The 26983-nt window shown below is 40.3% G+C and carries 18 protein-coding genes; 4 read left to right on the plus strand and 14 right to left on the minus strand.

Features of this window, described 5'->3' with window-relative positions:
• Positions 1-94: 94 nt before the first annotated feature.
• Positions 95-685: a TetR/AcrR family transcriptional regulator gene (locus L2737_RS02785; RefSeq protein ID WP_248954695.1), complete on the minus strand. Its 591-nt coding sequence runs from the start codon at positions 683-685 to the stop codon at positions 95-97.
• Between the two features lie 191 nt (positions 686-876).
• Between L2737_RS02785 and L2737_RS02790 the strand changes: the two genes are divergently transcribed.
• The gene (locus tag L2737_RS02790) at positions 877-1218 is read left to right on the plus strand and encodes a hypothetical protein (protein ID WP_248954696.1); all 342 of its coding nucleotides are present in this window, start codon (positions 877-879) and stop codon (positions 1216-1218) included.
• A 361-nt stretch (positions 1219-1579) separates the two neighbouring features.
• Here the strand turns inward: L2737_RS02790 and L2737_RS02795 are convergent, their stop codons facing one another.
• Complete coding sequence (locus L2737_RS02795) at positions 1580-2023, minus strand: ATP-binding protein (protein ID WP_248954697.1); 444 nt, start codon at positions 2021-2023, stop codon at positions 1580-1582.
• Between the two features lie 193 nt (positions 2024-2216).
• Positions 2217-3398, minus strand: a complete 1182-nt coding sequence (locus tag L2737_RS02800) for a SpoIIE family protein phosphatase (protein WP_248954698.1) — start codon at positions 3396-3398, stop codon at positions 2217-2219.
• A 253-nt stretch (positions 3399-3651) separates the two neighbouring features.
• Here L2737_RS02800 and L2737_RS02805 point away from each other — a divergent pair, with 253 nt between their 5' ends.
• Positions 3652-7209, plus strand: a complete 3558-nt coding sequence (locus tag L2737_RS02805; RefSeq protein WP_248954699.1) for a hybrid sensor histidine kinase/response regulator — start codon at positions 3652-3654, stop codon at positions 7207-7209.
• Positions 7210-7238: 29 nt separating this feature from the next.
• The gene (locus L2737_RS02810; RefSeq protein ID WP_248954700.1) at positions 7239-8783 is read left to right on the plus strand and encodes a sigma-54-dependent transcriptional regulator; all 1545 of its coding nucleotides are present in this window, start codon (positions 7239-7241) and stop codon (positions 8781-8783) included.
• 86 nt (positions 8784-8869) lie between these two features.
• Here the strand turns inward: L2737_RS02810 and L2737_RS02815 are convergent, their stop codons facing one another.
• The 3 genes from L2737_RS02815 to L2737_RS02825 form a co-directional block, all read right to left on the minus strand.
• Complete coding sequence (locus tag L2737_RS02815; RefSeq protein WP_248954701.1) at positions 8870-10339, minus strand: capsule assembly Wzi family protein; 1470 nt, start codon at positions 10337-10339, stop codon at positions 8870-8872.
• Positions 10340-10513: 174 nt separating this feature from the next.
• Positions 10514-11014 (minus strand): hypothetical protein, encoded by a 501-nt coding sequence (locus tag L2737_RS02820; RefSeq protein WP_248954702.1) that lies wholly within the window; start codon positions 11012-11014, stop codon positions 10514-10516.
• Positions 11015-11825: 811 nt separating this feature from the next.
• Positions 11826-12449 (minus strand): LysE family translocator, encoded by a 624-nt coding sequence (locus L2737_RS02825; protein WP_248954703.1) that lies wholly within the window; start codon positions 12447-12449, stop codon positions 11826-11828.
• A 79-nt stretch (positions 12450-12528) separates the two neighbouring features.
• Between L2737_RS02825 and L2737_RS02830 the strand changes: the two genes are divergently transcribed.
• On the plus strand, positions 12529-13092 hold the full coding sequence (locus L2737_RS02830; protein WP_346349187.1) for a tRNA-uridine aminocarboxypropyltransferase: 564 nt from the start codon (positions 12529-12531) through the stop codon (positions 13090-13092).
• 139 nt (positions 13093-13231) lie between these two features.
• Here the strand turns inward: L2737_RS02830 and L2737_RS02835 are convergent, their stop codons facing one another.
• The 8 genes from L2737_RS02835 to L2737_RS02870 all read right to left on the minus strand — a co-directional run bounded on the left by L2737_RS02835 (position 13232) and on the right by L2737_RS02870 (position 26964).
• Positions 13232-15874, minus strand: coding sequence for a glycoside hydrolase family 3 C-terminal domain-containing protein (locus L2737_RS02835; RefSeq protein ID WP_248954705.1), 2643 nt, complete (start codon positions 15872-15874; stop codon positions 13232-13234).
• 80 nt (positions 15875-15954) lie between these two features.
• Entirely contained in the window at positions 15955-16722 is a 768-nt protein-coding gene (locus L2737_RS02840; protein ID WP_248954706.1) for a DUF6445 family protein, read from the minus strand.
• A 46-nt stretch (positions 16723-16768) separates the two neighbouring features.
• The gene (locus L2737_RS02845; protein WP_248954707.1) at positions 16769-18289 is read right to left on the minus strand and encodes a tryptophan halogenase family protein; all 1521 of its coding nucleotides are present in this window, start codon (positions 18287-18289) and stop codon (positions 16769-16771) included.
• A gap of 91 nt (positions 18290-18380) precedes the next feature.
• The gene (locus L2737_RS02850) at positions 18381-19394 is read right to left on the minus strand and encodes a cupin-like domain-containing protein (protein ID WP_248954708.1); all 1014 of its coding nucleotides are present in this window, start codon (positions 19392-19394) and stop codon (positions 18381-18383) included.
• Between the two features lie 34 nt (positions 19395-19428).
• Positions 19429-20157, minus strand: a complete 729-nt coding sequence (locus tag L2737_RS02855; protein ID WP_102526280.1) for a SapC family protein — start codon at positions 20155-20157, stop codon at positions 19429-19431.
• Between the two features lie 100 nt (positions 20158-20257).
• Positions 20258-21841, minus strand: a complete 1584-nt coding sequence (locus L2737_RS02860) for a tryptophan halogenase family protein (RefSeq protein ID WP_248954709.1) — start codon at positions 21839-21841, stop codon at positions 20258-20260.
• Between the two features lie 275 nt (positions 21842-22116).
• Positions 22117-25116: a TonB-dependent receptor gene (locus L2737_RS02865; RefSeq protein WP_102526282.1), complete on the minus strand. Its 3000-nt coding sequence runs from the start codon at positions 25114-25116 to the stop codon at positions 22117-22119.
• Positions 25117-25941: 825 nt separating this feature from the next.
• Positions 25942-26964 (minus strand): LacI family DNA-binding transcriptional regulator, encoded by a 1023-nt coding sequence (locus tag L2737_RS02870; RefSeq protein ID WP_102526283.1) that lies wholly within the window; start codon positions 26962-26964, stop codon positions 25942-25944.
• Positions 26965-26983: the final 19 nt, after the last annotated feature.

A 26983-nucleotide genomic window follows, 5' to 3' on the forward strand; every position in this document is an offset into this window, starting at 1 on the left:
GAAAGGGCGCAACTCGGTTTTGCCCAAAAATGGGTTAGAGGACTAGCTCATTTCTGCCCCAAAGTGAGTTGCTAGAACCATCTTCTGCCTAATATTATTGTAAAATGCAGGTGAACTGATCAGCACATTTATTCAACGTTTCTTTAGACTGCCCAGCCGCTGCTTGCACAGCAATGCCATTGCTTACCATTGTGATTAAATTAGCGAGTGATGCTTGGTATTCGCTATCTCGTCCAGTAAAGGATGCTTGCACAAAAGAAAGCATTATTTGATATATCCTTTCGCCTTGTTTTATCAAAAACTCTTTTACATCAGAAGGAAACAGAGGGTTTTCAGTTTCACCTGCACTTTTAATCAGCAAACAGCCTTTTGGCGTTTCTAAACTCACGAACAAATCGATTAGAGACTCAAAATAACGTTTAAGCCCTTTCATTCCCGTTGCATCGTTCGGGAGCTGAATTTCCGCATAAACAGGCGAAATATAGTGTTCTAAATAGTATTCAAGACAGGATTTATAGAGCTTATCTTTACTCCCGAATGCAGCATAAAGGCTAGAGGTATTAATGTTCAATGCCGTTGAAAGCTGTGCAACAGACGTCCCTCCATACCCTCGGTTCCAGAAAACATACATTGCTGTTTTTAGTGCTAGCTCTTTGTCGAATGCTCTTTTTCTACCCGCGCTCATTTGCACCTCCTAAAACAACTACTGATCTAGATCATTGATATTCTGAAGTGATCACTTTAGAATGTCAATTATGGAACGATCACTTTAGAATGGGATAAATCGTGAACTCAAGCTTCAATCTGAAAAAATTTATTATCGTCATGTTGCTAACAAGCATCTGGATTCATGTTGCGGAGGTGGCAAGAGCGATATTGGTCGCTTTTCCAATGATGGAAGAGTTCTACGCAGGCAAGGTCGAAATCGGGCCAATGGGAGTAAGTAACGCGCTTATCTGGGTTTTATGGGACACCATGATGGCGAGTACATTAGTATTCATATACTGGCTATGTTCTCAAGTTTTCGGTCGGAATTCGAAATCTATCTTCATATCAGCAACGGTAACAACTTTAGCGACTATAGGCGTGTTTTGGGTGGCTTCTGTTAATTCAGGTTTGGGAACTTGGGACATGGCCTTTATCTTGATCCCAATATGTTGGGTAGAGATGTTAATCGCAGCTAAAATAGCTGAACGCTTGTTCGCGCGATATCACTAAAGGCGTGTTGAGGAAGTTAATCTGCCTAGCTTGGAAGCGAAAAAATAAAACGGGCCACTGAGTGAATGACTACATAAGTGGCATCGTTCGCATTGTGGCCACAAAACCATTTGATGCTAACCTTGCCTATGTCTAAATGATCTTAAAAACATGGTTAATTAGTCAGTTCATATAAAACGCTATTTCGGTTCTTGTCATCTCAAATACTGACCAAACGATATCAGCAAAACTAATGAGTGCATCACTTTATGCTCTTAGTCTCGAGTCCAGATTCTGGCCTAAACTATTGTAAAAACAGCAGCACTAATATCGCACTAATACAGCACTAGTACAGCACTATGGAACAAGTTTTAGAACAGTATTAGGCTGGCTGCTTTTGCATAGAAAGCCTTAAATGTGTTCCAAGCACTGTGGCTTGCTTTTCGATTTGATCCATCCATTGCTCCATTATCCATAAACCACGGCCATTGGGCTGGGTGATTTCTGGACACTTTTGGGGCGCTGATAGTTTTACATATTTGGTATTGTCCAATATATCAATGACAATATTATCTTGATGGTTTTGTAGCATCACCGTGACAGTTTCTGCATCTTCTGGGCAATGCTGAACCACGTTATTAACCGACTCTAAAATACATAACATGAGCTTAAATCTTTGCTGTGAATCAATATTATTAACAATGAAAAAGGCTTCAATGTCGTCATAAACTTGCTCTGGTGTCATTTCGTTTAAAGCAATATTTATCTGCAAGCTATCCATTGGTTTTGCATTCATTGATAATGTATTCATTTGTAAGCTATTCATAATTAATCCTTAAAAGCCGATGTAGCTATTTTTCATTTTGACTTTGCTGGTTAAAGTTTAGTTATTTACCTTAGAGTCATTATGTTCAGTTTTCATTCATTTCATTCTCGATTTCTTTCATCTCAGATAGAACCTTAGAACAATCTATTTAAGGCATCGTATTTATCCATATGATTACTATCAGTAATAGATATTAAGGTGCTGAAAAAAGCAGTAAAGACATATCATCTTGGGGGTCATTCTGTTTCCAAAGATTAAGCACATATATAAGATGCTTAAGCAGTTGATGCGCTGGCATTGCTTTGGCTTCTAAACAACGTTGTTTAAATCGTTCTAAGCCAAACATGCCGTGTAAGGGGTGGCTAACTTCATAAACGCCATCAGAGAAAAGTAATAACTGTTCACCTGAATTGAGTTGATATTCAGCACTTTTATATTGGCTATTATTGTCTATCCCAATAGGGAGGCCCGATGGGATTTCAAGAGTGTTAACACCGAGTTTAGATAGTAAAAATGGCATAGGGTGACCAGCGCTACACATTTGTACTGTGTGCGTTTGAGTATTAATTTTTCCGATAATGACAGTGGCGAATTGACCTAAATTGGCAGGGTCGTCAAACAACAGATTTAACCGTTGCATTAAGATTTCTGGTGGGAGTTTCCAGTCCATTCGCTGCGGAGATAATCCTTGTGCCAAGGTAAAACTCAACATTGCTGAAGGCGCCCCATGACCTGATACATCAATGACATAAAAGCCTATCCAGTCTTCAGAAATTCTAAAACATTGGAAAATGTCACCAGCCAGTTCTGCTGCTGGTTCAAAATAGTGTTGAATTTCCCAGTTATCAAATATCAAATTGTCTTTGGGTAATAAAGATTGCTGCAGTGCTGCGGCTTGTTTGAGTTCTGTTTGTTTTTGGCTGAGGATTGATTCGAGTTCAAGATTACTATCAATAATTAACTTTTTGGCTTGTATTAACCTTACTGCTGCAAGTATTTTTACTTTAAGAACAGAGGCGAGAAATGGCTTTGTTATGTAGTCGTCAGCGCCTGTTTCCATGGCGAAGACCATATCCTCAGTTTTATCATTTCCGGTAAGTAATAAGAAAAATGCAGGATTATTGGCCTCTTTTAAGCGTTTACATAGCTCTACACCACTCATATTAGGCATGCGCCAATCACTGATGATTAAATCAAAGTGATGTAATTTACAAGTATCAAATGCAGTTAGCCCATCTTCACATTGAGTGATAATGAATTCTACGCCTTCTGGCTGAAAGCTCTGTATGAGGCTAGCAATGTAATAACGCTCACTAAAAGTGTCTTCTACTAATAAAATCGACATTCTTTTTGCAGGAGCACTTGCATTTTGCATAGCTGTTTCCTAAAAATAAAGAGGTATAGTGAGTTATAGCAATTTATGTTCCCAAATTTATTTGTTGTTGATTATCAAAGTTATATTCGATTATTCGCAATATGCAATATTGCGTATTTTCATTTTGCAAATTAACTTTTGCAAAATGCAACGAGGTGTTCCATAGTGAGTTGTGGCATGCTTTATATTGGATTTATAGTGGTTATTTCTCAATAACATGGATAGATTTGCAAGCGGCATTAGGAGAAGGAATTTGTCTTTTAGATTAAAAGCTATTATCGCGATAGGGTTAATGCAAGCGGCTTTACTTTTGCTGCTGATTTTTAACAGCCTCGGAGTAATCCAAATTGCCAATCAAACTGAAATTCAACAACAAGGTCACTTGTCCGCCGTTTTAGTGGCCAATAGTGTTGATGTCAATAATCCACGTGAATCTATATTACTGCTTAAACAATCTGTAGAAGAACATCACATCAGCCATATTGAGTCTGTTCAAGTATTTAAAGGTGACAACCGACTTTATGCTGCCCAAAGAAATAACCAAGGTATTTTTGAGTTACTCGAATCTACTGATCCAGTAAATGTTGAGGATTTAGTTTTAGTGGAAGCGCAGTCCAATAATGGAACTGGGGTTGAAATTAAACTGATGGTCAACACTGAAGAATTTGATGACAGTGTTGTCAGTGTTGCAATGAAATATAGTGCTCTGATGCTGCTGGTTATTATTCTGATTTCTATTTTGTCTTGGTTTCAAGGCTTACGCTTAATTAAGCATGTATTTAATATTCAGCATGCTTCAAAAAGAGTATTGAATGGTGAAATGGGAGTGCAGGTGGATGAGCCTGGTACTCAAGATATTACCGATACCACCAATGCATTTAATGAAATGCTAAAAACCGTGGATGAAGAACGACACGATTTAAAAGGAGCCAATGTTCGCCTAAATACCATTCTAGACTCTGCAGCTGATGGGTTTGTTATTATTGATGTAGATGGTGTGATTAATGAAGTTAATAAAGCTGTCAGTAAATTATTTGGTTATCAGAAAGATGAATTAATTTCCGAGAATGTGTCGATTTTAATGCCGATGGCTGATCGTTTTATGCATGACGGTTACATTCAAGACTATTTAAATGGTGGCGATGCAAAAATAATCGGTTTCAGTCGAGGTAGAGAGTTACAAGCCCAACATAAAGATGGCCACTTATTTCCTATTGAGTTATCAATTTCCAAAATGGAAATTGATGGTCAAGTGTTGTTCCTCGGGTTTATAAAAGACGTCTCTGAGCTTAAAAAAGAGCAAGCTTCAGCAGCAAGAACTCAGTCAATTCATTTAGCGACCTTAGAAGCCAGTCATGATGCATTAATCACCATTAATATTGCCGGCCGTGTAGAAGAGTTTAACGCTGCTGCGGTAAAACTATTTGGTTATGAACGTGAAGAAGCACTAGGCGAATTACTAGAAGACCTCATTATCCCAGATGGCTTTCATAAGGCGCACAAAAATGGCATGGACCATCATCGTAAGACCGGTGAAGGCCCTGTATTGAATAATCGAATAGAAGTCCCTGCACATAATAAAGCGGGCGACGAGTTCCCTGTTGAATTAAGGGTGATTCCAATTCAGCTAGGTGATGAAATGTATTACACCGCATTTTTACGTAATATTTCAGAGCAAAAAACCAAAGAGGAAGAGTTACGCCAAGCTAAAGAGCAAGCGGAGGAAGGCAGTAAAGCGAAATCTCGTTTCTTGGCAACCATGAGCCATGAAATTCGCTCGCCGCTTAATGCTGTTTTAGGCAGTGTTGATTTGTTGTTGGACTCCAGCCTTGAAAAAGGTCAGCGCATGTATGCGCGAACTGCTAAAGAAGCGGGTTCGGTATTACTCAGCACCATTAATGACATACTTGATTTTTCTAAAATTGAAGCGGGTCAAATGGTGTTAGATCCCAAAGAATTTGAGCCTGATCAGCTTGTGGCTCAGGTACTGCAAATTTTATCCCATAAAGCCCACGATAAAGGCGTGCATTTAGCCAGTTATATTAATCGTAATGTGCCGCAAATGCTGGTGGGGGATGCGCAGCGAATTAGGCAAGTCGTTCAGAACTTAGTGGATAATGCGATTAAGTTTTCGACCCATGGTTGTATTTCAGTTGAAGTGTGGATCCCTAATCGTGGTAATGACAAAGTGGAATTATGCTGTCGCGTGACAGACCAAGGTATTGGTATTGGTGAAGCATCACAAGAGAAACTATTCCGTGAGTTCTCACAAGTTCATGACACTCATACGACGAGTTATGCAGGTACGGGATTAGGCTTGGCAATTTGTTCTGAACTGGCAAAAATGATGGGCGGTTCAATTTCAGTGACCAGTAAGTTAGGAGAGGGCAGTCAGTTTACGCTTTCTGTTCTTTTAGATGAGTCTAGTCAGGCGACAAACCATAATGTCCGACTACCAGAACACCCTCGAGTGCTGTTACTCCACCCTGATGAAACGGTATGTAAGTTGATTAAGAAACAATATAGTCAATATGGTGTTGAGACTAAATACGAACACCAGGTTAGCTCAGTGTTTAAAAACGCTCGAATCCGTGGCCGTTTTGACTTAGTGATGTTAGATGATACTTGTTTACTTGCCGCACAAGAAAAAGAAGTTACTTCACTGCGTAGCGACTATTTATTTGAGTCTGGCTATATTTCAGCCTTATCTTCAGGAGTGAATAATGATGCTCAAACGCTTATTTCTGCATTAGGTATTGAAGAGTCAGTAAGCAAACCATTAAGCCGTGCAATGTTATTGAGTTTAATTAAAGGCGCAACGGCTGATAATACTCATGAAAAACCATTAGAGAAAATTGCCACCTTACCTGACGGTTGCCGCATATTATTGGCCGAAGATAGTCCTGCAAACCAAATGGTTGCTGGGACTATGCTGACCAATGAAGGCGCTGTGATGACTTACGCTAATAATGGCGTTGAAGCGGTTGAACTCGCGCTGAAACAAGAATTTGACTTGATATTGATGGACATCAGAATGCCTGAAATGGATGGACTAGAAGCTTGCCAAAAAATCTTAGCCCATAAGCCTGATCAAATCGTATTAGCGATGACGGCCAATGTCTTTAGTGAAGAAATTGCTGCTTGTAAAGCGGTAGGTATGCTGGATTGTATTGGTAAACCGGTTAACAAATCTGATTTGATTTCTGGTGTGAGTCATTGGCTTGGTCAGGTAAAACAAGACAGCGTTATGACAATGGGGATGCAATTTACGCTTGCTGATTCTGGCTCTGATACAGACTCTGATGCTGGCTCTGATACAGGCAGTGATTTAGATGTAGACTTAGGCTCAGATATAGATTTGGCTGTTGCCACCAATGAACTTAGTGATAATGTGACTGATGGTATCGGCGATGAAGTTTCTGAAAACAAGGCTGAGATTCAAGATGACAGTGCAACTGATAATACATTATTAAATCAACGGGTCTTTGATGAATTAGAACAAGCGGTAGGTAAAGCGAGCTTGGCTAAAATGATGAAGGTTTTTTATGGTGAAACGTTAATGCGAATTGACACCTTAAAAGCGCTCACTCCAGATGGAAACCGTGATGAGATCGAAGACCAAGTGCACACTATTAAGAGCAGTGCAGGTAGTTTTGGCGCGCAGAAATTATCTGAAGTGGCAACACAGTTAGAAGCGGCTTCTAGAACAAGCAATGAACCACTATCGGCGTTATTTGAACAAATATTTAGCGTGTCCGAACAAAGTTTATCTGAAATTAAGCAAAGGTTTAAAATAGAAACCGATGAATAATATAGTTGAATACCAAAAGGAATTATCACATGGGATTTAGTGCCATTCTAGTAGAAGACAGTATGTCATTAGGTGCGTTATACAGTGAGTACCTTTGCGCAGAAGGCGCGGAAGTGACCCATGTTAATTTTGGCGAAGATGCATTAAAAGAATTAGCGCGTAAACAGCCTGATTTGTTAGTACTGGATATCAAATTACCGGACATGTCGGGTATGGATATTTTGACTAAGGTGCAAAAAGAATACCCCAATATTACAGTGATTATGATTACTGCTCACGGCACGATTGATTTAGCCGTTGATGCGATGCGAGCGGGGGCGTTTGATTTTTTGATAAAGCCTTTCGACAGTAAAAGGTTATCAATAACCGTACGTAATGCTCTGAAGCAAAGAGACTTATTGGCATTAGTGTCTAATTATGAAAACAGCCTTCCTAAAACTAATTTCCATGGTTTTATTGGTGATTCTCTGGCTATGCAAACGGTGTATAACACGATTGATTGTGTTGCCAATAGTAAGGCATCAGTTTTTGTCGTTGGTGAAAGTGGCACCGGTAAAGAAGTTTGTGCCCAAGCAATTCATGAAGCGGGGATCAGATCTGAAGAGCCTTTTATTGCGCTTAATTGTGCGTCAATTCCAAAAGATTTGATTGAAAGTGAAATTTTTGGTCACACTAAAGGAGCCTTTACTGGAGCAGTAAGTCATCGAGACGGCGCGGCAACTCGTGCTGATGGTGGGACGTTATTTCTTGATGAATTGTGTGAGATGGATTTAGAGCTGCAAAGCAAATTACTGCGCTTTATTCAGACTGGTGTATTTCAACGTGTGGGCGGCAGTAAAGAAGAAAAAGTCGATGTGCGATTTATCAGCGCAACAAATCGTGACCCATGGAAAGAAGTACAAGATGGCCGATTTAGAGAAGACTTATACTATCGCCTTCATGTTATTCCTATCGAATTACCGCCACTACGCCAGCGCGGTAAAGATGTGATTTCTATTGCTAAAAAATTGCTCAAACAATATAGCAAAGAAGAAGGAAAAACATTTAAACGTTTCAGCTCAGAAGTTGAAAGGTGTTTTACTCAGTATTCATGGCCGGGTAATGTGCGCCAACTGCAAAATGTCATCCGTCAGGTCGTAGTACTAAATATTGCCGATGAGGTGGCAATTAACATGTTACCTGCACAGGTAACTGCGGCATTATCGCAAGCTAAACTTGACTCTAAAAGCGAGTCGCAAGTGAACCCCATTGCTATTTCCACTGTCACAGAGATTAATGCCAAATCGCAAGAATTGATACGTGATGGTTCACTTACCGCAAGTGATGCGGCTATTGGGGGCAATACAGGCGCGAGTCAGAGTCATGTAACCAGTGCTTCTGTTGCACTCGCTGAACCCGTCGATGTCATCGGATCAGCAGAAGATATTCAACCTCTTTGGCTAACAGAAAAAATCACCATTGAAACAGCGATAGAGCAATGTGATGGCAATATCCCAAAAGCTGCTGCATTGTTAGATGTAAGTCCTTCAACGATTTACCGTAAAAAGCAGCAGTGGGAAGATAAAGGGCTATAAAGCAGGTTGTAAATTTTTGCTTATAAATAAAAGAAGCCCATCAAGTTTGATGGGCTAATGTTCAATCACTTATAAACTTTTACAGCTTAGAAATCACGTTCCCAACCAGCGTAGAAAGTGGTTTCCCAATCGCTACTGGTGTCAATTTCAGGGTATTCACTATAGCCCACAGTACCGCCGACTTTTAATTTACCTTCGTAAAATGGACGATGGTAACTAACATCAGCTTGGTATAAGCGTTCATATCGGCCAGGTGATACTGGGTTCCCACCTTCAGGTCTAGAAGTATCTACACCATCAAAGTTTAATTTAGCATAACGGAACTTAGTGCTTAGGCTTTGGCCATGTTCAAGTTGAGTAATGCCGCCTAACACCACCACACGCGAATCGTTATCGTAAGTGCTACCTAAACTTCTACCATAATATCGATAGCCGCTTTGATAAAAACCGTGTTCGTACATACAGTTGTACACATCAGATTCTAAGCCGCATGATGCTGCAGTATCAGAGTATTCTGCAAAAAAACGGGTGCTTAAATCAGCAATGTAAATATCAACACCGCCCATGTTAGACGCATTGATCAGTTTGTTTTTACCATTGTGATAATCTTCATGGATGCGTTCGTAATAAATGCCATAAGGCACGCCCCATGCGGTATCTGACCATTTAAAATCATATCCCGCAAGCATGTTTTCTTGACCATTTACCTCTTCACTTTCGTGAACGCCGCCATTTGTTAGGCCATCCCACCAGTCTGATAAGCTATTTCCGTAGCCTTCACCGCCCCACTGCATAGTCCATGAAAAACCAACTTCTAACTTTGAAATAGGTTTAAAGGTACCGCGTGCGCCCCAGTGTTGAGTATCAGCGACATAACGATCGCTTTCCATTTGACTAAAGCTGGTAGTGAACGTCCATGGGCCAATCCAGTTAAGCCATGGCGTCTCAAAGGCATTACTGTTGTTTCTTGAAAATGTCACACCAGGCATAGGTCTAGCGTTTGTCGTTTGAATTAAACCTGAATCCCAGCCTGGCCCCCAGTACTTCTGTACTGCGCCACCGGTAACAATCCAATTGCCGAGTTTTACCGCTGCGAAACTGTTATCAAGGCGTGATTCATTACCATCGATGGCATCGTAATGGTAGCTTGCCGCTAAACGTCCGCTGAACCAGTCTTGAGTGACTTCTGCCGTGAATTCAACTTCAGCTTTATCACGGTAATCATTACCGTAACCAATAAAGCGTGCTTGTTCATTGGCTCCAGAGAGACCTGCGCTTAAGTTCACCGCTTTATGATCTTTGTTGTAGGCACGCATGACGCGATGAAAGGCATCTTTTTGATGCACTGACATCGGGCTTTCAGCTGCGTTATCAAGATCAGACTTAATCCCTGACCACATTAATGGAAATGTAGTAACAGGCTGAAGAATAATGCCTGTATCAGCTAAGAGTTGAATGTCGGCGCGAAGAGGTAAATCGGTAGGTTCAATCCACCAAGCGGCTTGCGTTGAAAAGCTGCTTAGTAATGCAATCCCTGCTAGTATTTTTAACTTCATTTTGTACTCATTTAGATGAAAGTATTACATCAAATAATAAAAATAGGCTGTTATTCGCAATAATAACAGCCTATTGAGTATTGAGATATGAGAGAAGTTTATTTTTTACTGTTTGTTACATAACAATGTCTGAGCTGATGGGAATGTTTTATATCAATGTTATTAATTATCACTTCACACACTTTCATTAATACTTTGAGTGGTTTGCATATAAGTATCTAACATATTTTGCTGGTTGTTCATGTTGGCTGCCTGCACGGTGGCGGCTCTTGCATCATCGTTATTTTTCACCATATACGCAGATGTCGCACTCATCGAATTATCGCTGCCATTAGCAACACCCGCTAAGTCAGAATAGAACTGATACTGAGCTTGAGCCTTTTTGTAGTGGACATAGTTTTCTACTTTTTCTCCATCGTTGGGTAATGATGGTTGGGTATTATTCTCAGAGGAAGTAGAATTAGTTTGCTTGGCCTGAGCTGCTTGGTTAGGTATTGTTGCGGCTTGGTTCGATAACGCTATAGCTTGAGCACTTAAATTTACGCTATCAACTTGAGATGTACTTGCACTTGATTTTGAAGTCGCAATACTGGCACTTTCTGCTGGTGTAATACTCGTATTAGTTGCACTTGCATCATTGACTTGTTGAGTACTAACTGACGATTGAATTTGCATATTGAACTCCAAAATGTAACGGATAAATCAAGGTATTAAATGACGTCGCATATTCTCAGTTGGCTTTTACTGAGCGAGCAAGAATGGACAATGACTCTTTTTACATGGCTCTTTTTAAATGCTTCTGATTTACAGATTAAGCTGAGTAAATTTAGCCTAGCTCAATAAGCTCTTACCAAAGTGTCATTATCGTAAGCTAACTATAGCTAACAATACCTGAACAACGATTGAACCAATTTAAAATCTTTAAATTATGACTTAATTTCAGTTAGAGGAACTCGCTTACCCCAACTCAATGGTTTGTACCATTTTGATACAGACACCATCTCTTGAATACTTTGAGTAAACTCGCATCTTGTAAGACAACTTGGACACTCACAATCAGTGAAACGATCAGGGTAGTATTCATTGTTTGTCATTAGGTGTTCTTTACAGTGACTGCAATGTACTTTGACTTCTACAATCATTGGTAACCCTATAGATAATTAAGTCTAGTTAATGACTTATTTTAGCGCGAGCAATAAGAAAGGTAATTGATTTATTTATATACAGTAGATTAAGTGCAAGTTATGCAACATATGAGTGGGTGAAACAATGATATTCAAACCATTTATTAACAACAAATCCTTTTTGCAACATACAAACTCTACAATATGTGCAAATTTGATAGGTAAATTGACCGTGTGGATGTCGCTAGGAGTTGGAGTTATTTTTGCAGTTTGAATAAGGATTTGCGCTGCATATAAGGAAAAGCTAAAGTAAATGGTTTCACATTTTTAAATACATTTTTAGCTATTTGTGGATGCTGTTGTTATATATTAAGTGCTATTAAGATTCCCGCTATTATCATGATGCTTCCGGCTATTAGGTTAATCACGCGATTGGCTTTTGCTGATTTAAATACTTTTCTCGCTTTCACCGCCATTAATGCATAACAAAGATTAATACTTCCAAAGGCAATCGTTGCGATGCTCATAACGATCAAGGCATCGTTGACACTAATATTGGTTGAGGGGACAAATGCAGGGAAAAACCCAATGTAGAATATAAGAGCCTTGGGATTACTTAGTCCTATCATTAAGCCTGTTGAGGTATTTTTTATCCCTTTGAAATTATTATGTTCTCCTATATCTGCAATTTGAGCTGCTTGTGGTTTCTCATTAATAAGCTGAAAGCCTAAAATGCACAGATAAGCGGCGCTGCAATATTTGATAATAATAAATGCAGAGCCCATAACACTGGCAAGTGCTGTAAGGCCAAATAGCGCAATACAGATAAATAGGTAATCAGCGATGAGTACCCCGAGAAATAATTGCATTGCTGGCATTAAACCATGAGAGAAAGAACGTGAAATTATCGCAAATACAACAGGGCCTGGAACTATTGCTAGTATGAACATGGTAAATAAAAGGCTGAGTGATTGCTGTAGTTCCATTATAATCGCGCTTCCTGAGGCATTATGCTTTTCTATATTGTGAATAGAATATAATAATCAGCCGAGCTTATCTGTAGTTATATGTCTCTTTCTCGTTAAAGGTATACAAGTATTGAAAATCATCTTGCTTACACATCAAAAAGAGCTCACTAGACCGAGCAATACAGGTCGTTGGGTGAAAGCTGTATTAGAAGAGCGTGCACTGGTGATACCTTGGGACAGAGTGAATCCCAACTCGGAACTGACTCAGTTAATCGCGTCAGCGAAAGTGGGATTATTATTTCCTGAATTGCCAGCCCAGCCCAGCCTCGTAGTAGGTTCAATTGATTCCGCAGAGAGAATTGATACCAGTATTAGGCTTGAATCCGATACATTTTCAAATTTTGACGCATTAGTGATTATTGACTCTACGTGGCAAGAAGCGCGCAAAATATACAATCGTAGTCCTTATCTCAAGCAACTTAAAAAAGTCTCAATTGATACCAAGGTTGAATCCATTTATCAGCTAAGAAGAAATCAGCTTGAAGGAGGCCTGTGTACGGCTGAATGCGCTGCGCACATATTATCTCAAGTTGGAGAGTTAGAATCTGCTGAAAGCATTATGAAATGTTTACAGGAGCAAATCGCTCATAAAATGCAGTGATAACAAATGACAGGTACAAGTTAGCTTTATACATTTGAGATTTAAAAGCGGGAATTGAGTGACTCAATTCCCGCAAATGCAGTGTTATAACAATAACAATAACAATAACTATATCTAAGTTGATTCTTATAGCTTTTGATTACTGCTGATAATTAAAACTTTTTTGGAGTCTAATGTCTTCCACTGACGAGCCAAGCATAACCTTAAACTCACCCGATTCAGCTAACCAATCATTGGTGTTAATATCCCAAAATGATAAATCACGTTGATACAGTGTGAAACTAACTTGTCCCGTTTCTCCAGCTTTTAGCCAAATTTTATCAAAGCCTTTCAACTCTTTCAGCGGACGAGGCACACTAGCCTTAACATCATTAAGGTACAACTGCACAACTTCAGCACCATCGGTTTTGCTAGTGTTAGTGATACTGGCAGTGACAGTTAACGTATCATCTCCGCTTAGTTTACTACTTGAGAAGTTAATGTCGTCATAGCTAAATTCACTGTAAGACAAACCATGACCAAACGGGAATTCAGGCGCAATTTTTTGTTGCTCAAACCAGCGATAACCAATAAATACCCCTTCAGAATATAACGACTCTTTCTCGTTATAATCATTTAGCGCAATAGGTGCAGTATCTTGTAGCTTTTTAGGAAGGGTTATCGGCATTTTTCCACTTGGGTTTACATCCCCAAATAAGATGTCTGTATAGGCATTACCCGCTTCCATTCCGCCATACCAGCCCCAAGCAATAGCATTCGCTTTTTCAGCCCAAGGCATTTCTACAGCCGAGCCGCCAATCATAAATACGACAGTATTCTGATTTGCCGTTAATAGTTTCTCGATAATTTCATCTTGCTGGCCTGGTAACTTCATATCCGGTCTATCAATCGATTCACGATCGTCTGCATGACTTAAGCCGCCAAAGTAAATTACCGCATCAGCATTTTTCGCAGCGGCTAAATACTCATCTTCTGAATTGTATAAACTGTTTGGCGTTTCCCAACCTAAAGTGACTTTATCTTTACCTTGATAAATAAGCTTAAAGGCATAAGTTTCACCAGCTTTCAGCTCTACTTCAGCGTTAATAATATTGGCAGGTTTAGCATTATCATCGACAATGGCCTTGTCATTAATCAACAGGGTTACTTTACCTTGCGCCATTAGCTTTAATGTGTGCTTTCCTGTTTCCATCGGTTTGATATTGGCAAGAATTTCAACGTTTTGTTGCTGACCTTTGGCATCAAACTGCGGATCTGCAATCCATGATTCGCTGCTTAATTGTTTAAGTTGATTATCTGTATAATAGTTAATTTGCCATGATGGGGTCCCAGTCCAATGACGAGTGGTTAAGTAGTCATTTGGGATTGGCATAAATGCACTACTGGCAGGGCGCATGTATTGAATATTAACTTTACGGCCATTTTGTTCAAATTTTGCTTTAAGGCCATCAAGTGGACTGATTTCATATAAGGCTTTTACCTCAGATGACCCGCCGCCAAAGCCATGGCGTTTATCCGCGTTAGGCCCTAACACTAAGATGTTTTTGACCTTATCCGCATCAAGGGGTAATACCTGTTTATTGTTCTTTAATAGCACTACGCCATTGGTCGCAATGGTGCGAGCATCGTCACGATGGGCTTGGGTATTTCGCTCACCTGATAAGCGTTGTTTATCCATCATGCCAATGCTTAATTGCACTCTAAGAATACGGCGTACTTTATCATCAAGCTCAGATTCAGGCACTTTACCTGCTTTTATCATTGCTAGGAGTGGATCAGCTAAAAAGTATGCATCATAACTTTCGACAGCGGTGCCCATTTCAATATCTAGGCCGTTCATGGCAGCATCATAGGTATTGATATCGACATTCCAGTCAGTAAGGAGCACACCTTCGTAGGCCCATTCACCTTTTAAAATGGTTTTAATCAAATGATGGCTTTGGTTAGCATTAGTGCCGCGAAACTCATTATATGCGCCCATGATGGCATGCACATTGGCTTCTTTAACTGCAGCTTCAAATGCGGGCAGGTATACCTCTCGTAGGGTTCGCTCGTCAGGTTTGGCATTCACTCCAGTACGGTTTAACTCTTGGGTGTTTAACGCATAATGCTTAACGGTTGCTCCGACATCATTAGCTTGAATGGCTTTGACTGTTGGCACGACTAATGTGGCAGCCAAGTATGGGTCTTCACCCATGTACTCAAAGTTGCGACCATACAATGGCAGGCGTGCAAGGTTAACGCCTGGGCCGAGAATAAGGTCTTTATTACGATGACGCGCTTCAGCCCCCAAAACATTCCCATGCAAACTGGCCATGTTAGGATCCCAACTTGCGGCTACTGCGGTGAGTGGCGGCAAATAAGTTGAGTAGTCATTCGTCCAGCCGGCAGGTGCCCAAGAGTTTCTGTCAATTTCGTAACGAACCCCGTGAGGACCGTCAGACATCCACATTTCATGAATATTTAATCGCTCAATTGCTGGGATATGAAATTTTCCGCCTGCATGGACTAAAGACACTTTTTCCTCTAGAGAGAGTTGAGGTAAAAGACGTTCAATTTCAGATTCAACCTGAGATAAACGGTGCTGTAAACGCTGTTGCTCACTTTGACTCAGTAATGATAATGCATGTGACTGTTTCACTGTATTTGATGAATCTGCAGTACTTGATGAGTCAGCAATGACTACCGAGCTGCTTAACATCAGTATTGAAGCTGAAATTGAAACTGCTCGAAGTCTATTTTTTGTAAGCGCTTTCATTTTTGGCCGATATATCGGTGTCATCTGAGGCTCCTTGATAGATTAATAAAAGATATTTTTTATGAGGTTAACAATGTCAATTGGCAAAGAGTTCACCAGCATAATTAGCTGACATTGATGAATATATTGGCCGTTAAGCGGCCTGTTTGGGGGTTACTATCAATATCTGTTTTAGGACAGACTAAAGTTGAATGCAACAAATTACCCGGATATATCACCAATCGATGTTGTTTATATTCGATTTGATGATGTTGTTGGTAATACTGATTACTTTCGACAAAATATTTTGCCGGATGCGGAGCTAGTTCTTGTAAATAGGGCTCTGCAGCTCGGAAGTATTCATCCATATTGGCTTGGGTAATACGTTCGAATTGTGTGGGAATGTGCTTAAAAAATGCCGTTGCCCCATGGTCTTCTTCGTTAAGGTACTGCAGTAATGCAAAATAATAGGGGGCCGGGGTATCAAAGTGTGGAATACGTTGTAACGTCGTCAAACTTTCTGGCTGGCGATTGATTAACGAAAAGTACGTTGCTTGAGGTTTGATGCGAAGGTTAGTGGGTATTTTGTAAACATCATAAATCAATTGAAATACGTGGTTTAATACTTCAATCACATAATCTCTAGGCAGTTTGGCTCTTATCCCAGGATAATAAGAACCTTTGTCTAAGTTAAAGTCGATTTGATTAGCACAATGTTGTAGTTCAGAGATGTCAGCAGTAAAGTCATCGATAACAATCACAGGTGTTTTTTGTTCACCAATATAATGGATCTCTGGTTTCAATGGCTTGTTGACGCGTACCATTGGATTGAGATCTGTTGGCTTAGCACTAGATACTTGCTTTGGCACTGTTTGCGAATGTGGTTCTGTCATAAACAACCTTACTGGCTTAATTCTAAATAAACTCAATCATGATTAGTTAAAGCATTTTTGACTTACAGTAATGCTGCACAAAATGATAATGATCAGGCAAATTCGAGACTTTCTGTTTCGCTTTTGCTTTGATTGAGCCTAAGAAGTGTTCCAGCTCTTCATCTTCCATCATATCGACGATTGGGTGATATTGTTTCGGTGCTAAACCTTGGCCAATCATTACCTGTATCCAAGAACTTTCGCCAAATAATTCATTACCGTGTTTATACACTTTGCCAGAAGCATCAAACATATCGATACGATGTTGCAACGATGAAGGTACGCTCATATTTTTACAATAGCGCCAGAAGCGAGTATCAGTGCGGTCTGTGACCTTATAATGCAATACAATAAAATCGCGGATGTTTTCAGTTTCTGTGCGAGTTTGCTCATTAAATTCATTAATGTCTTCTTCAACAATACCTTGTGAAGGGAACATTTGCAGAAGACGCACAATACCTCGTTGAATAAGGTGGATGCTGGTGGACTCTAACGGCTCTAAAAAACCAGATGATAAACCAATTGCGACACAGTTTTTATGCCATGTTTTACGGCGACTGCCAGTGCGGAACTTAATCACACGAGGGTCAGTTAACGGCTCACCTTCAATATTGTTCATTAACGTGGTTTTGGCATCTTCATCACTCATGTATTTACTGCAAAAAACGATGCCATTACCGGTACGGCTTTGAAGTGGAATCCGCCATTGCCAACCTGAATCACGAGCGATTGAGCGAGTATAAGGAATCGGTTTTTCGGTGGTTTTGGTTTGCACTGCAATCGCGCTATCACACGGTAACCAATGGCTCCAATCATCAAAACCTGTATTGAGTGTGCCTTCGATAAGCATGGCTCTAAAACCCGTGCAATCAAGGAATAAATCACCTTCCACGATTTCGCCTGAGTCAAGTTGTAAGGCTTTAATATTGCCGCTATCTTCATGTTGCAAGACATCATTAATTTTGCCTTCTATACGAGTGATGCCATGTTGCTCGGCAATGGCACGTAAGAATTTAGCGTAAAGCGTCGCATCCATATGATACGCATGGTTGTAATCTTGATTCGGCAGTACAGCAAAGCGACCTTCTCGCGCCGCTAAATGCTCAGTACAATAGTCGCCGATTTCACTGACGATGCCACGTTGTTGGCCTTTCAGCCAAAAATGTTGGAAACCACAGGCCCAGCAATCTTTGCCGAGAAAACCAAAGGAGTGAATGTAATCTTTTCCCACATCGTGCCAATTTTCAAATGAAATACCTAATTTAAAAGTGGCATTGGTGGCAGCCATGACATCTTGTTCTTTAATGCCTAATAAACGATGAAAAATATGTAACGTAGGAATGGTGGCTTCACCGACACCTACAGTGCCTATTTGATCGGATTCAACCAGTACCACTTCTAAGTTTTTACCTAGCAGTTTTGTTAATGCAGCAGCGGCCATCCAGCCAGCGGTGCCACCACCTGCGATGACAACTTTTCTAATTGGCTTGTTTGAAGCGTTTGCTTTTTCAGAGGCTTGCTTTTGCATAACAGAATTTCCTTACGATCAATTCACAAAATAGTGATTAACTCTTTATTATTCGTTGTTTGAAAATTAATGAACTCGCTTTTTTATGAGTTTATCGCTTTAACTTATTAATTAAGTCCGCTCTAAGCTTTCGAGCATTGATATCATCCAGAGGTTTAGTCTGCATCCCTTGAGCATCTTTCGGGATATGACTGACGTCATCGTCATCATGATCAAATATGTAGTGATTGAACATGGCTTTCCAAGCTTGTCGTTGTGCTTTAGGCAGTGAGCGAAGACTTAACATTGCCATTGCCAGCGCGTTATTCGGTCTACCTAGATAAGCTGGCGTGTCTCGCCACCAATGGGTTATCAACACATTAAAGGCTTCTACACCACTTACTTGATGCCACCACATACTAGGAACATATAGCACATCACCTGGCTCAAGCTCAGCGGTTTGAGCCGCTGCAAGGGCATGTTTATATTTAGGGTATTTATCAAAGTCGGGCGCATCAAAGTCGACCATACTAATTTCTTGGCCACCAGGGGCAAACTCCATCGGGCCAATGTATAAATTACCGACTTGTTCGGGTGGGAATAGGGTAAAAGTACGCTTGCCAACAACGTTACAGGCAAGATTTTGCGGGAAATCAAAATGTGCTGCTATTCGAGATTGATTACCTAACCAGACGCTGGTTAGCGGCTTAATAGACTCAAGCTTTAGGCTGTTTTTATCTGCTAAACCTGGCAGAAACTGATTAATCTCAGTTGAACCCATATAGATACTTGGCGGAAAGTCATCATCTTTATGGGTAAATAGCTTATCAATCACCTGATGTAAATTAAGCTGGGCGGCCTGATAATTAAAGCCATTAACTTGATCGTTATAAAATACGCGGCCTTTATGTTCTGGTGCCACGTAATAGGCAGTTACTGGGGTTTGCTGATAAAAAGACAGTAAGTATTGAGCCGCATCTTCAGCACTTTTAAGGCCAGCTTCCACTAAAGGCCAGTGGGCACAAGCTCCTTTAAAAATAACGGGTTCGTCGATTGACTCAATCTTATCAATGATGTCACTCATTGAGCTGTTTTCAATCACTCTTACTGTCTGTTTCGTATCCATTTACAACAACCTTATAGATGTGCCTGATACAGCGTTAAGCACTTGTCTGAGCATTTTTGAAGTTCAAAAGCTGTCTTATATTTGATTGTGATGCCAACGTCATATAAATAGCGCTGAGATAACCTTGCTGATGCAGTTCAGCGAGTGTTTCCGCGGGAAGCATGGCAAGGGTTTGTTCATTGATGGTGTAAAAACCAATCATTTGGTGCTTTTCACCGTTATCAAGCTCAATGTCTAGAGTAAATGACTCAAGCAATTCAAGTTTGATCAGGGTTTCAATAAAGTTTTTGCTATCGATTAAGCCATGGTGAATGGTTTCAAGCATTTCACCGACTTCATCAAGGTAAGGGGTGTTACCACCGTATGGGAAGAATAGCGGCTCACCTTCGGCTTCATTGATTCTAGGATGGTTTGGATCTAAATGAATCACACGTTGAACCTGCTCAACACCATCTTCCTGTACAGTTTGCTGACCGATTAAAAAAGGTTGGCGGCGGACAGTTAATGGAATATAGGCCGCTTGCCATTTACCATCTTGAAGAAACAAGTTTTCTTTATGTTGGAAGCCAAACATAGCAACAGAATAGAATTGGCCGGTATTACTGTCTTTTTGAAAAAAGATTGGATAATGCGCCTGTACACTTCTAAATTCGGCTGGAAAGGTCACTGTGTACCAAAGGTTATCACCGAATTTTTCTGAGCGTTCAGTAATAATTTTTAAGTCTTTATGATCGACACTATTGAGTAATACTGGTTTATTCATGCTGACATCCTAATCAAATACAGTCTTAGCTGTGTTTATTGTTATGTGTAATTGGTCTTGTAATAGCGAGTGTAATTTGTCGTTTATTATTGTATTTCGACTAAATCTTAGGTAATCCATATTGTGAAATTTTTGCCAGCAACTCTCGGTTGGTGGGCAATATTTGCTTTAAGCCTTGTGTACGTTTTATATTTTCACTGAAAAATTGTTGAGCTTTATGTTGCAATGACGGCTTTAGTTGAGTTGGCACCATGGTCTGAAATTCCATACCATAAAGCACGAATTGAAAACTCGCAGCTGGAAATAACACATCTGTATGTTGAATGTCGTGTATATTCGGCGCTTGAGTTCGCCACAGCTCGATTTGTTGTTGTAAAGAATCCGGTATCGTTGATGACTCACGATGGTCATGCCAATAGTCACTGTCGCTTCTTTTACTCAGGACATAATGCAGCTTTAAAAATTCGATAATTTGCTGCCAATGTTGGCTAAAACGTTGATTGACTCGAGAGGCAACAATATCCATTACTTGTCTATTCGCAGGTAATTGCTTAGCAAGGGTATTGGCACTCCATTCAACTAATGCTAGCGCTGATGCTTCTAAAGGCTCGATAAAGCCTGCAGCCATACCGATAGCCAAACAATTGTTTTTCCAGCAGACTTGTCGATGCCCCGGTGCAATAGAAAGTTTCTTGAACTCTAGATTATCCACATCAATATTGACTGTGGGTCTAAGGTAATTGATAAGCTGCTTTTCTGCTTGTTCTTGATCGGTATGACTCGATGAATAGACATGACCGACGCCTCGTCTTGTCGGTAAACCAATATCCCAAATCCAACCATTTGTTTGCGCAGTAGAATGAGTGCATGAAGCAATCTCTGAGTCAGGGCTTGGGTAGGGGACTTGTACCGCTAAAGCGGAATCATTAAATAACACCGACTTTTGGCATATAAATGGAACGCTTAACTGCTCACCAAGCAGTAAAGATTTGACTCCAGTACAATCCACAAAAAAGTCAGCCTTGAGGATGCCTGATTGCTTGGTTGCTAAGTGGCTAATATCCCCATTGTCGTTTTTGTGAATACTGGTGACATGGTCTTGAATATGAGTCACGCCAAGTTTTTCGGTGCAATGCTTTTGCAACAGCTGGCTAAACTTACCTGCGTTAAGGTGGTAGCCGTAATTATTTTGAAATTGATACTCACCTGTAGTGATTTGTTTAGGCGCTAAAAATAATTGGCTTAATTGATTTTGCTGACCAACAGCATCTGCAAAGCTGACTTGCTCTCTGTGTGGCATCCAGTAAGAACAAAGATCTAATTCGTTTGTTCCTATAGGTAAACTGAAAGGATGAAGATATTGCTCGCCGGAGCGATTGTGTGTATCAGCTGAGTGAGTCCAGTTGAAAAAACGCGAACCTTGCTTAAAACTTGCGTCGCAATGGATTAAAAACTCAGTTTCACTGATGCCGATATTTTTGAGTGTGCTGCGCATTGAAGGCCAAGTGCCTTCACCTACGCCAATGGTCGGCACATCTGGAGATTCTATTAAAGTGATATTGAGCTTAGGAGAGGGCGATAGCTTGCCATTATCAGCGTTGTGCTCAGCAGCCAGTATTCCTGCTGTTAACCAACCTGCAGTGCCGCCGCCAACAATAATAATGTTTTGAATCGCTTGTGCCATAAAATGCCTATTTTATATTTTGTAGTTAAGGCCAGTTTTAATAACTTTAATTCGTATCGATAGAGTCATTTTTTCGGCTAGTGCTTGACTAGCATTGAATATTTTTCAATCGCTTACAAGTGTTTGTAAGTAATAATTTGTAATAATGAGAGAGAATTGTAAATTCATAAAAAAGGTGCAACGTCCATGTTGCTAACGGATGTAGCTTAAAAAAGAGGTGACCATGATAGTCACCTCAAACGACCTTAGTTTACATTTTTTAAAACGTGTTCAAGTTAGAATGTATAACGTGCACCTAGACTGTATCGAGCTCCTGTTTGGGTGTAGTTCAATACTTGAGTAGTTGAACGACCATGAGTTCGCGTATTTTCTTCAGTGATGTTTAACCCTTCGAAGAATACTGTTAGGCCTTCAACTGCAGCGATGTCATAACCAATATTGAAATCAACTTGCGAATATTCTTCAGTATATGATGGGTTAGCACCGGTGCCGTCACCTGTTGAGTTCAAGAACTCATCACGCCAGTTCCATGCTAAACGAGCAGAGAAGCCATAGTTTTCATAGATGGCAACAACGTTAGCCGTATCACTGATGTTGGTTAGTACATTTTGCGGATCATCACCAGGTCGGTTTAGGTTGTAATTGTCATAAGAGTCGCCTGCATTTACTAACGTGTAGTTAGCTTGCATGCCGAAACCTGACTCGCCAAAGAAGTGCTGTACTGCAAATTCCCAACCATCAATCACAGAACTGTCGCTACTGTTTGAAGGCGTTGTTAGTACAAAGTTAAGGCTTGGGTCACCAGGGTTACCAGTGATTTCAATATTGCCGTTATCTGGGTTTAGAGTGACATTTGGATCGGTTGCACCATAAGTGTCGTAAATCCACTGTCGCTGATCAATGGCTGTTACATTTCCAGCGGCAATAGCTTCTGCAACGTAAACACCATTTGATGGATCTGCAATTTCATAAATAGTAGAATTTACAGGGTTACTATCAATAAAGTTTGTTACGTCTTTACGGAAGTAACCGACAGAGACATAACTCGCATCTGCGTAGTACCACTCACCAGAGAAATCATAGTTAGTTGATTCAAGTGGTAATAAGCTTGGGTTACCTGATTCACCACTACCACCACCACGGTTAGCTAGTGTTCCAACTGTCGTACCACCTTGAATAGAGGTGTAGTCTGGTCGACCAATTGTTTCACTGTATGCAGCACGTAAATAAATATCTTCTACGACTTCAATATTGAAGTTGAAACTTGGTAAAAAGTAATCATACGAACCTGTTTGAGTACCAAATACACGGTTATCAGATGTAGTGCTTTGAAGTGCAATTTCTGTTTCTGCTATCCAAGTTGCTTGGTCATAAGATGAAACCGCTGACTTAGATTCAACATCTGTTTTTTCATAACGTACGCCGAAGTGAACATCAAATGGCATATCGCCCCATTCGCCTTCGTAGTTATATTGAACATATGCTGATTGTGACTCTTCTTGAGTGAAACGGTCGGTATCACTTGCATAATCAGTAGATGGACAGAAACCGTTACCACAATCACCAACAGCTGTAGAGCCGTATAGTTCAGCAGCGCGAGCGCGAACCGCTTCAAAATCCCAAAGGAAAATCACATCTTGTGGGTCAATAGAGGCTGAGCCTTCATAATCTGAGAAGTCACCTTGTGAACCGTCAAATTTATCTTGAACGCTACCCGCTGGGAACCATGATGGGTCAAAATCGCCTTCAGCGCCAACACCACCCCAGTCATTACGTTGTACGTTTACTGATTGAGAGTGATTATTTACGTCAGTTGCTGCGATACCAAAGTCGATGCTACCAGCCTCTTCAAAGACGTAAGTACCATTGATTTGTAGTTGTTCAACTTCTGATTTATTACGAGCATTACCAAATACTGAACCAGTAACACGCATATCTTCAGGACGAACAGCATTACCACCACCAACAGCGAGTACTGGTACGTCACCGGTGAAATCAGTTGCAGCGCTTGTACGAATAAATGCTGCAGTACTTAAGTTACTGTTACTACCGTTAGGGCTATTAGGTGAACGCTCTGCTTCTGAAGTATGGTAATCCAATGATAAGAATAAGTTATCAGTTGCATCCCACTCTAAATTAAAGCCTAAAGAGCCACTTTCATCACGTGTTCCGTAATCACCCGCGGCCATTGATAAATCAGCGCCGCCATCAGGGTAAGTTTCAGAGTAAACCAATGGAGATGATACTGGGCCATCTGACCAAGTACTTTCTTGAGTAGGAACAAAGTTAAACCATGCAGATACATCATGTGATTGGGTATCAACATCATTTTGCATATAAGTGTAATCTAGAGTTGCACGTAACGAGTCAATTGGCTCGTATTGTAAAACTAACTGACCATTAGTACGGGTACGTTGCTGCTCTTCAAAACGGTAAACCGTTGTTTGTGGCACTGCGTAAACATCATCTTCACCTGGACGGTTAATTTGATTGTCATCTTTTGGTACGCCGCCCCATTCTGCATTATCGCCGCCCCAGTCTTGGTCAACAATACCTGGGAAGCTACGCCAGCCTGTGCCGACTTGAGCTTGTTGGTTACCGCTTTCACGTTCTTGGTAACTCGCAGAAATAGATATACCAAATTTGCCATCAGCAAATGTATTTGAATATAAACCTGATAGTTCTGGTGTAACAGAGCCTTCATCAGTTGATTGATCATCAACAGCTTTAACACCGAAAGTCGCTTTAAGGCCTGGAGAGCTTAGTGGGCGATGAGTTAGAACATTAATTGTTGCGCCAATACCACCAGTTGAGTTTTTCGCTTGGCTTGTTTTCTCAACTTCAACAGCACTAATTGCTTCTGATGCAATGTTAGCGAAGTCAAAAGAGCGAGAACCGGTTGTTACTGGCATTTGACGGTTATTGAGCATAACCAAGTTTTGGTCTGCACCGAAACCACGAACAGAAACACGGCTACCTTCACCATTTTGTCTGTCGATTGATACACCCGTAATACGTTGCAAAGACTCAGCTAAGTTACTGTCTGGGAACTTACCAATGTCTTCAGCGTTAATTGCATCAACGATACCGTTAGAGCTACGTTTTAAATCCATTGATTTAATTAAGCTTCCGCGAATACCCGTGACTTGAAGTACTTCAATGTTTTCATCTGCAGCGGCTTCATCAGCTGCGAATGCTGGCATCATGGTACTTGCACTCAGTACTACCGACAAACTAGTGGCAATTCTGGTCTTTTTAAATGTTCTAAATTTCATCTAAGTCTCCCCTCGACTAGATCTCAGGCTACTACTCTCTGATTTTTTTATTCGGATTACGCATTCACGTAATATGTTTTATTCATCATTTGTAAACGCTTTGAAAAGCCTTTATGTAAAAGTTAATGTAAGCGCTTACATAAAACTAGATTAATTTGTTAACAGCGTCAACAATAATTGCTACAAAAAATCACAAGTTGTTAACTTTGTTTTTGTGGCAAAACAAAACAAGAAATCTTAAGTTGCTGAATAAAAACATTAATAATTTACTATTTAGCAGTTTTATCTAAAATAAAAAAAGAAATAATTTTGTGATAGCGCTTACATTTTTTTTGAAATAAATACGCTAGGGAAGGTGGTTGTTGCAGATTATGGAAGCTAATTTCAATATAAAGACAGTTTAGTGCAGTTACATGCTTGTTTTTACACATATTGTATGACAAATGAATAGTGTTTTTAAATGAGTATTAGGTCAATTTCGGAGTCAAAAATTGCCATGAATTTAGATACTATTTTAGAAAATACGCAAAGCAGTAAGCAGTAAGCAGTAAGCAGTAAGCAGTAAGCAGTAAGCAGTAAGCAGTAAGCAGTAAGCAGTAAGCAGTAAGCAGAAAAGCAGGCCTGAAACTGGTGGCAGATCCCCATATTGAAATAAGACTAGTTGTGCAATAACTTGAGAAATGCGAAGTAAGGTATAAGAATTGATTTTTGATGTAGCAAGCTTGAATGCTGCTAATTAAAAAGCCGCATAAGTCGCGGCTAAATTGGGTCTGACAGGCAATCATCTAGGGATTGGTGCTTTGCACTTATAATTGTTTGTTGGGCTTATAATTGTTTGTTGTGGTTGTCAGAAGGCTTAGTTGCCGAATCTCTAACTATTAACTGTGGTGTAAAGGTATTTTCAACTTCAGCTTTAGGGTCATTATAAACATGCTTTAATACCCAAAATGCAGCCATTTTGCCCATTTCATGGATCGGGTTATTCACTGTCGTGAGTTTAGGGGAGATATATTGTGGGAAAGGGATGTTATCGTATCCCACAAATGACAACTCTTGTGGGATTTTCATGCCTTTTTCAAGGCATACTGCAATGGCACCAGAGGCCATTTGATCGTTAGCACACACTACTGCGGTAAAAGTCTTTTTGACGCTAAGTAAGTGCTCCATTGCTAAACAGCCGCTGTGCTCTTTAAAGTCTCCCTCAAAGCACAGTTGCTCATCAAATTCGACACCAAATTCAGTTAATGCCCGTTGATGACCATGTAATCGGTCTTGAGCGTCGAGTTTAAATTTGGGGCCTGAGATATACGCAATGTCTTTATGTCCATGGCTGAGAATGTGTTTGGTGGCCAGGTAACCACCAAGATCATTATCTAAATAAACACAAGCATCACTGATTTCTTCGATGTAGCGGTTAATCAGCACGATGGGAGTATCACCCTGGTGCAACTTAATCAGATATTCATCATCAACAGCTTCTACGTCAAGAATTAACGCATCACAGCCTCGACTCATTAAAAACTCAACACCGTCTTTTTCTTGGGACTCATCACTGTGTCCAGCTGCAATGATAACGTGTTTATTGCCCGCTCGAAGTGCAGTTTCAATCTCAGTCATCATTGGGCCGTAATAGGGGCCGTCTAATTGAGACACTAACACACCGACACTATTTGAACGGTTAGACGCAAGGGACTGCGCAATGGTATTTGGACGATATCCCAATTGATCCATTGCACTTAATACTTTCTGTTTCGTTTTTTCGCTGACTTTAGTGTTGTTATTCATCACTCGGGACACTGTCGCGAGTGAAACGCCTGCTAAAACTGATACGTCATATATTGTCGCCATATATCCCTATTTAATACTG

The organism is Shewanella electrodiphila (assembly GCF_023283985.1).
Lineage (GTDB): Bacteria > Pseudomonadota > Gammaproteobacteria > Enterobacterales > Shewanellaceae > Shewanella > Shewanella electrodiphila.

Coding starts and splice junctions, on each gene's coding strand:
- L2737_RS02845 (WP_248954707.1), bottom strand. CDS start 18,289: ATGCAAAAGCAAGCCTCTGAAAAAGCAAACGCTTCAAACAAGCCAATT.
- L2737_RS02855 (WP_102526280.1), bottom strand. CDS start 20,157: ATGAATAAACCAGTATTACTCAATAGTGTCGATCATAAAGACTTAAAA.
- L2737_RS02860 (WP_248954709.1), bottom strand. CDS start 21,841: ATGGCACAAGCGATTCAAAACATTATTATTGTTGGCGGCGGCACTGCA.
- L2737_RS02820 (WP_248954702.1), bottom strand. CDS start 11,014: ATGCAAATTCAATCGTCAGTTAGTACTCAACAAGTCAATGATGCAAGT.
- L2737_RS02865 (WP_102526282.1), bottom strand. CDS start 25,116: ATGAAATTTAGAACATTTAAAAAGACCAGAATTGCCACTAGTTTGTCG.
- L2737_RS02825 (WP_248954703.1), bottom strand. CDS start 12,449: ATGGAACTACAGCAATCACTCAGCCTTTTATTTACCATGTTCATACTA.
- L2737_RS02800 (WP_248954698.1), bottom strand. CDS start 3,398: ATGCAAAATGCAAGTGCTCCTGCAAAAAGAATGTCGATTTTATTAGTA.
- L2737_RS02815 (WP_248954701.1), bottom strand. CDS start 10,339: ATGAAGTTAAAAATACTAGCAGGGATTGCATTACTAAGCAGCTTTTCA.
- L2737_RS02840 (WP_248954706.1), bottom strand. CDS start 16,722: ATGACAGAACCACATTCGCAAACAGTGCCAAAGCAAGTATCTAGTGCT.
- L2737_RS02835 (WP_248954705.1), bottom strand. CDS start 15,874: ATGACACCGATATATCGGCCAAAAATGAAAGCGCTTACAAAAAATAGA.
- L2737_RS02870 (WP_102526283.1), bottom strand. CDS start 26,964: ATGGCGACAATATATGACGTATCAGTTTTAGCAGGCGTTTCACTCGCG.
- L2737_RS02785 (WP_248954695.1), bottom strand. CDS start 685: ATGAGCGCGGGTAGAAAAAGAGCATTCGACAAAGAGCTAGCACTAAAA.
- L2737_RS02810 (WP_248954700.1), top strand. CDS start 7,239: ATGGGATTTAGTGCCATTCTAGTAGAAGACAGTATGTCATTAGGTGCG.
- L2737_RS02850 (WP_248954708.1), bottom strand. CDS start 19,394: ATGGATACGAAACAGACAGTAAGAGTGATTGAAAACAGCTCAATGAGT.
- L2737_RS02795 (WP_248954697.1), bottom strand. CDS start 2,023: ATGAATAGCTTACAAATGAATACATTATCAATGAATGCAAAACCAATG.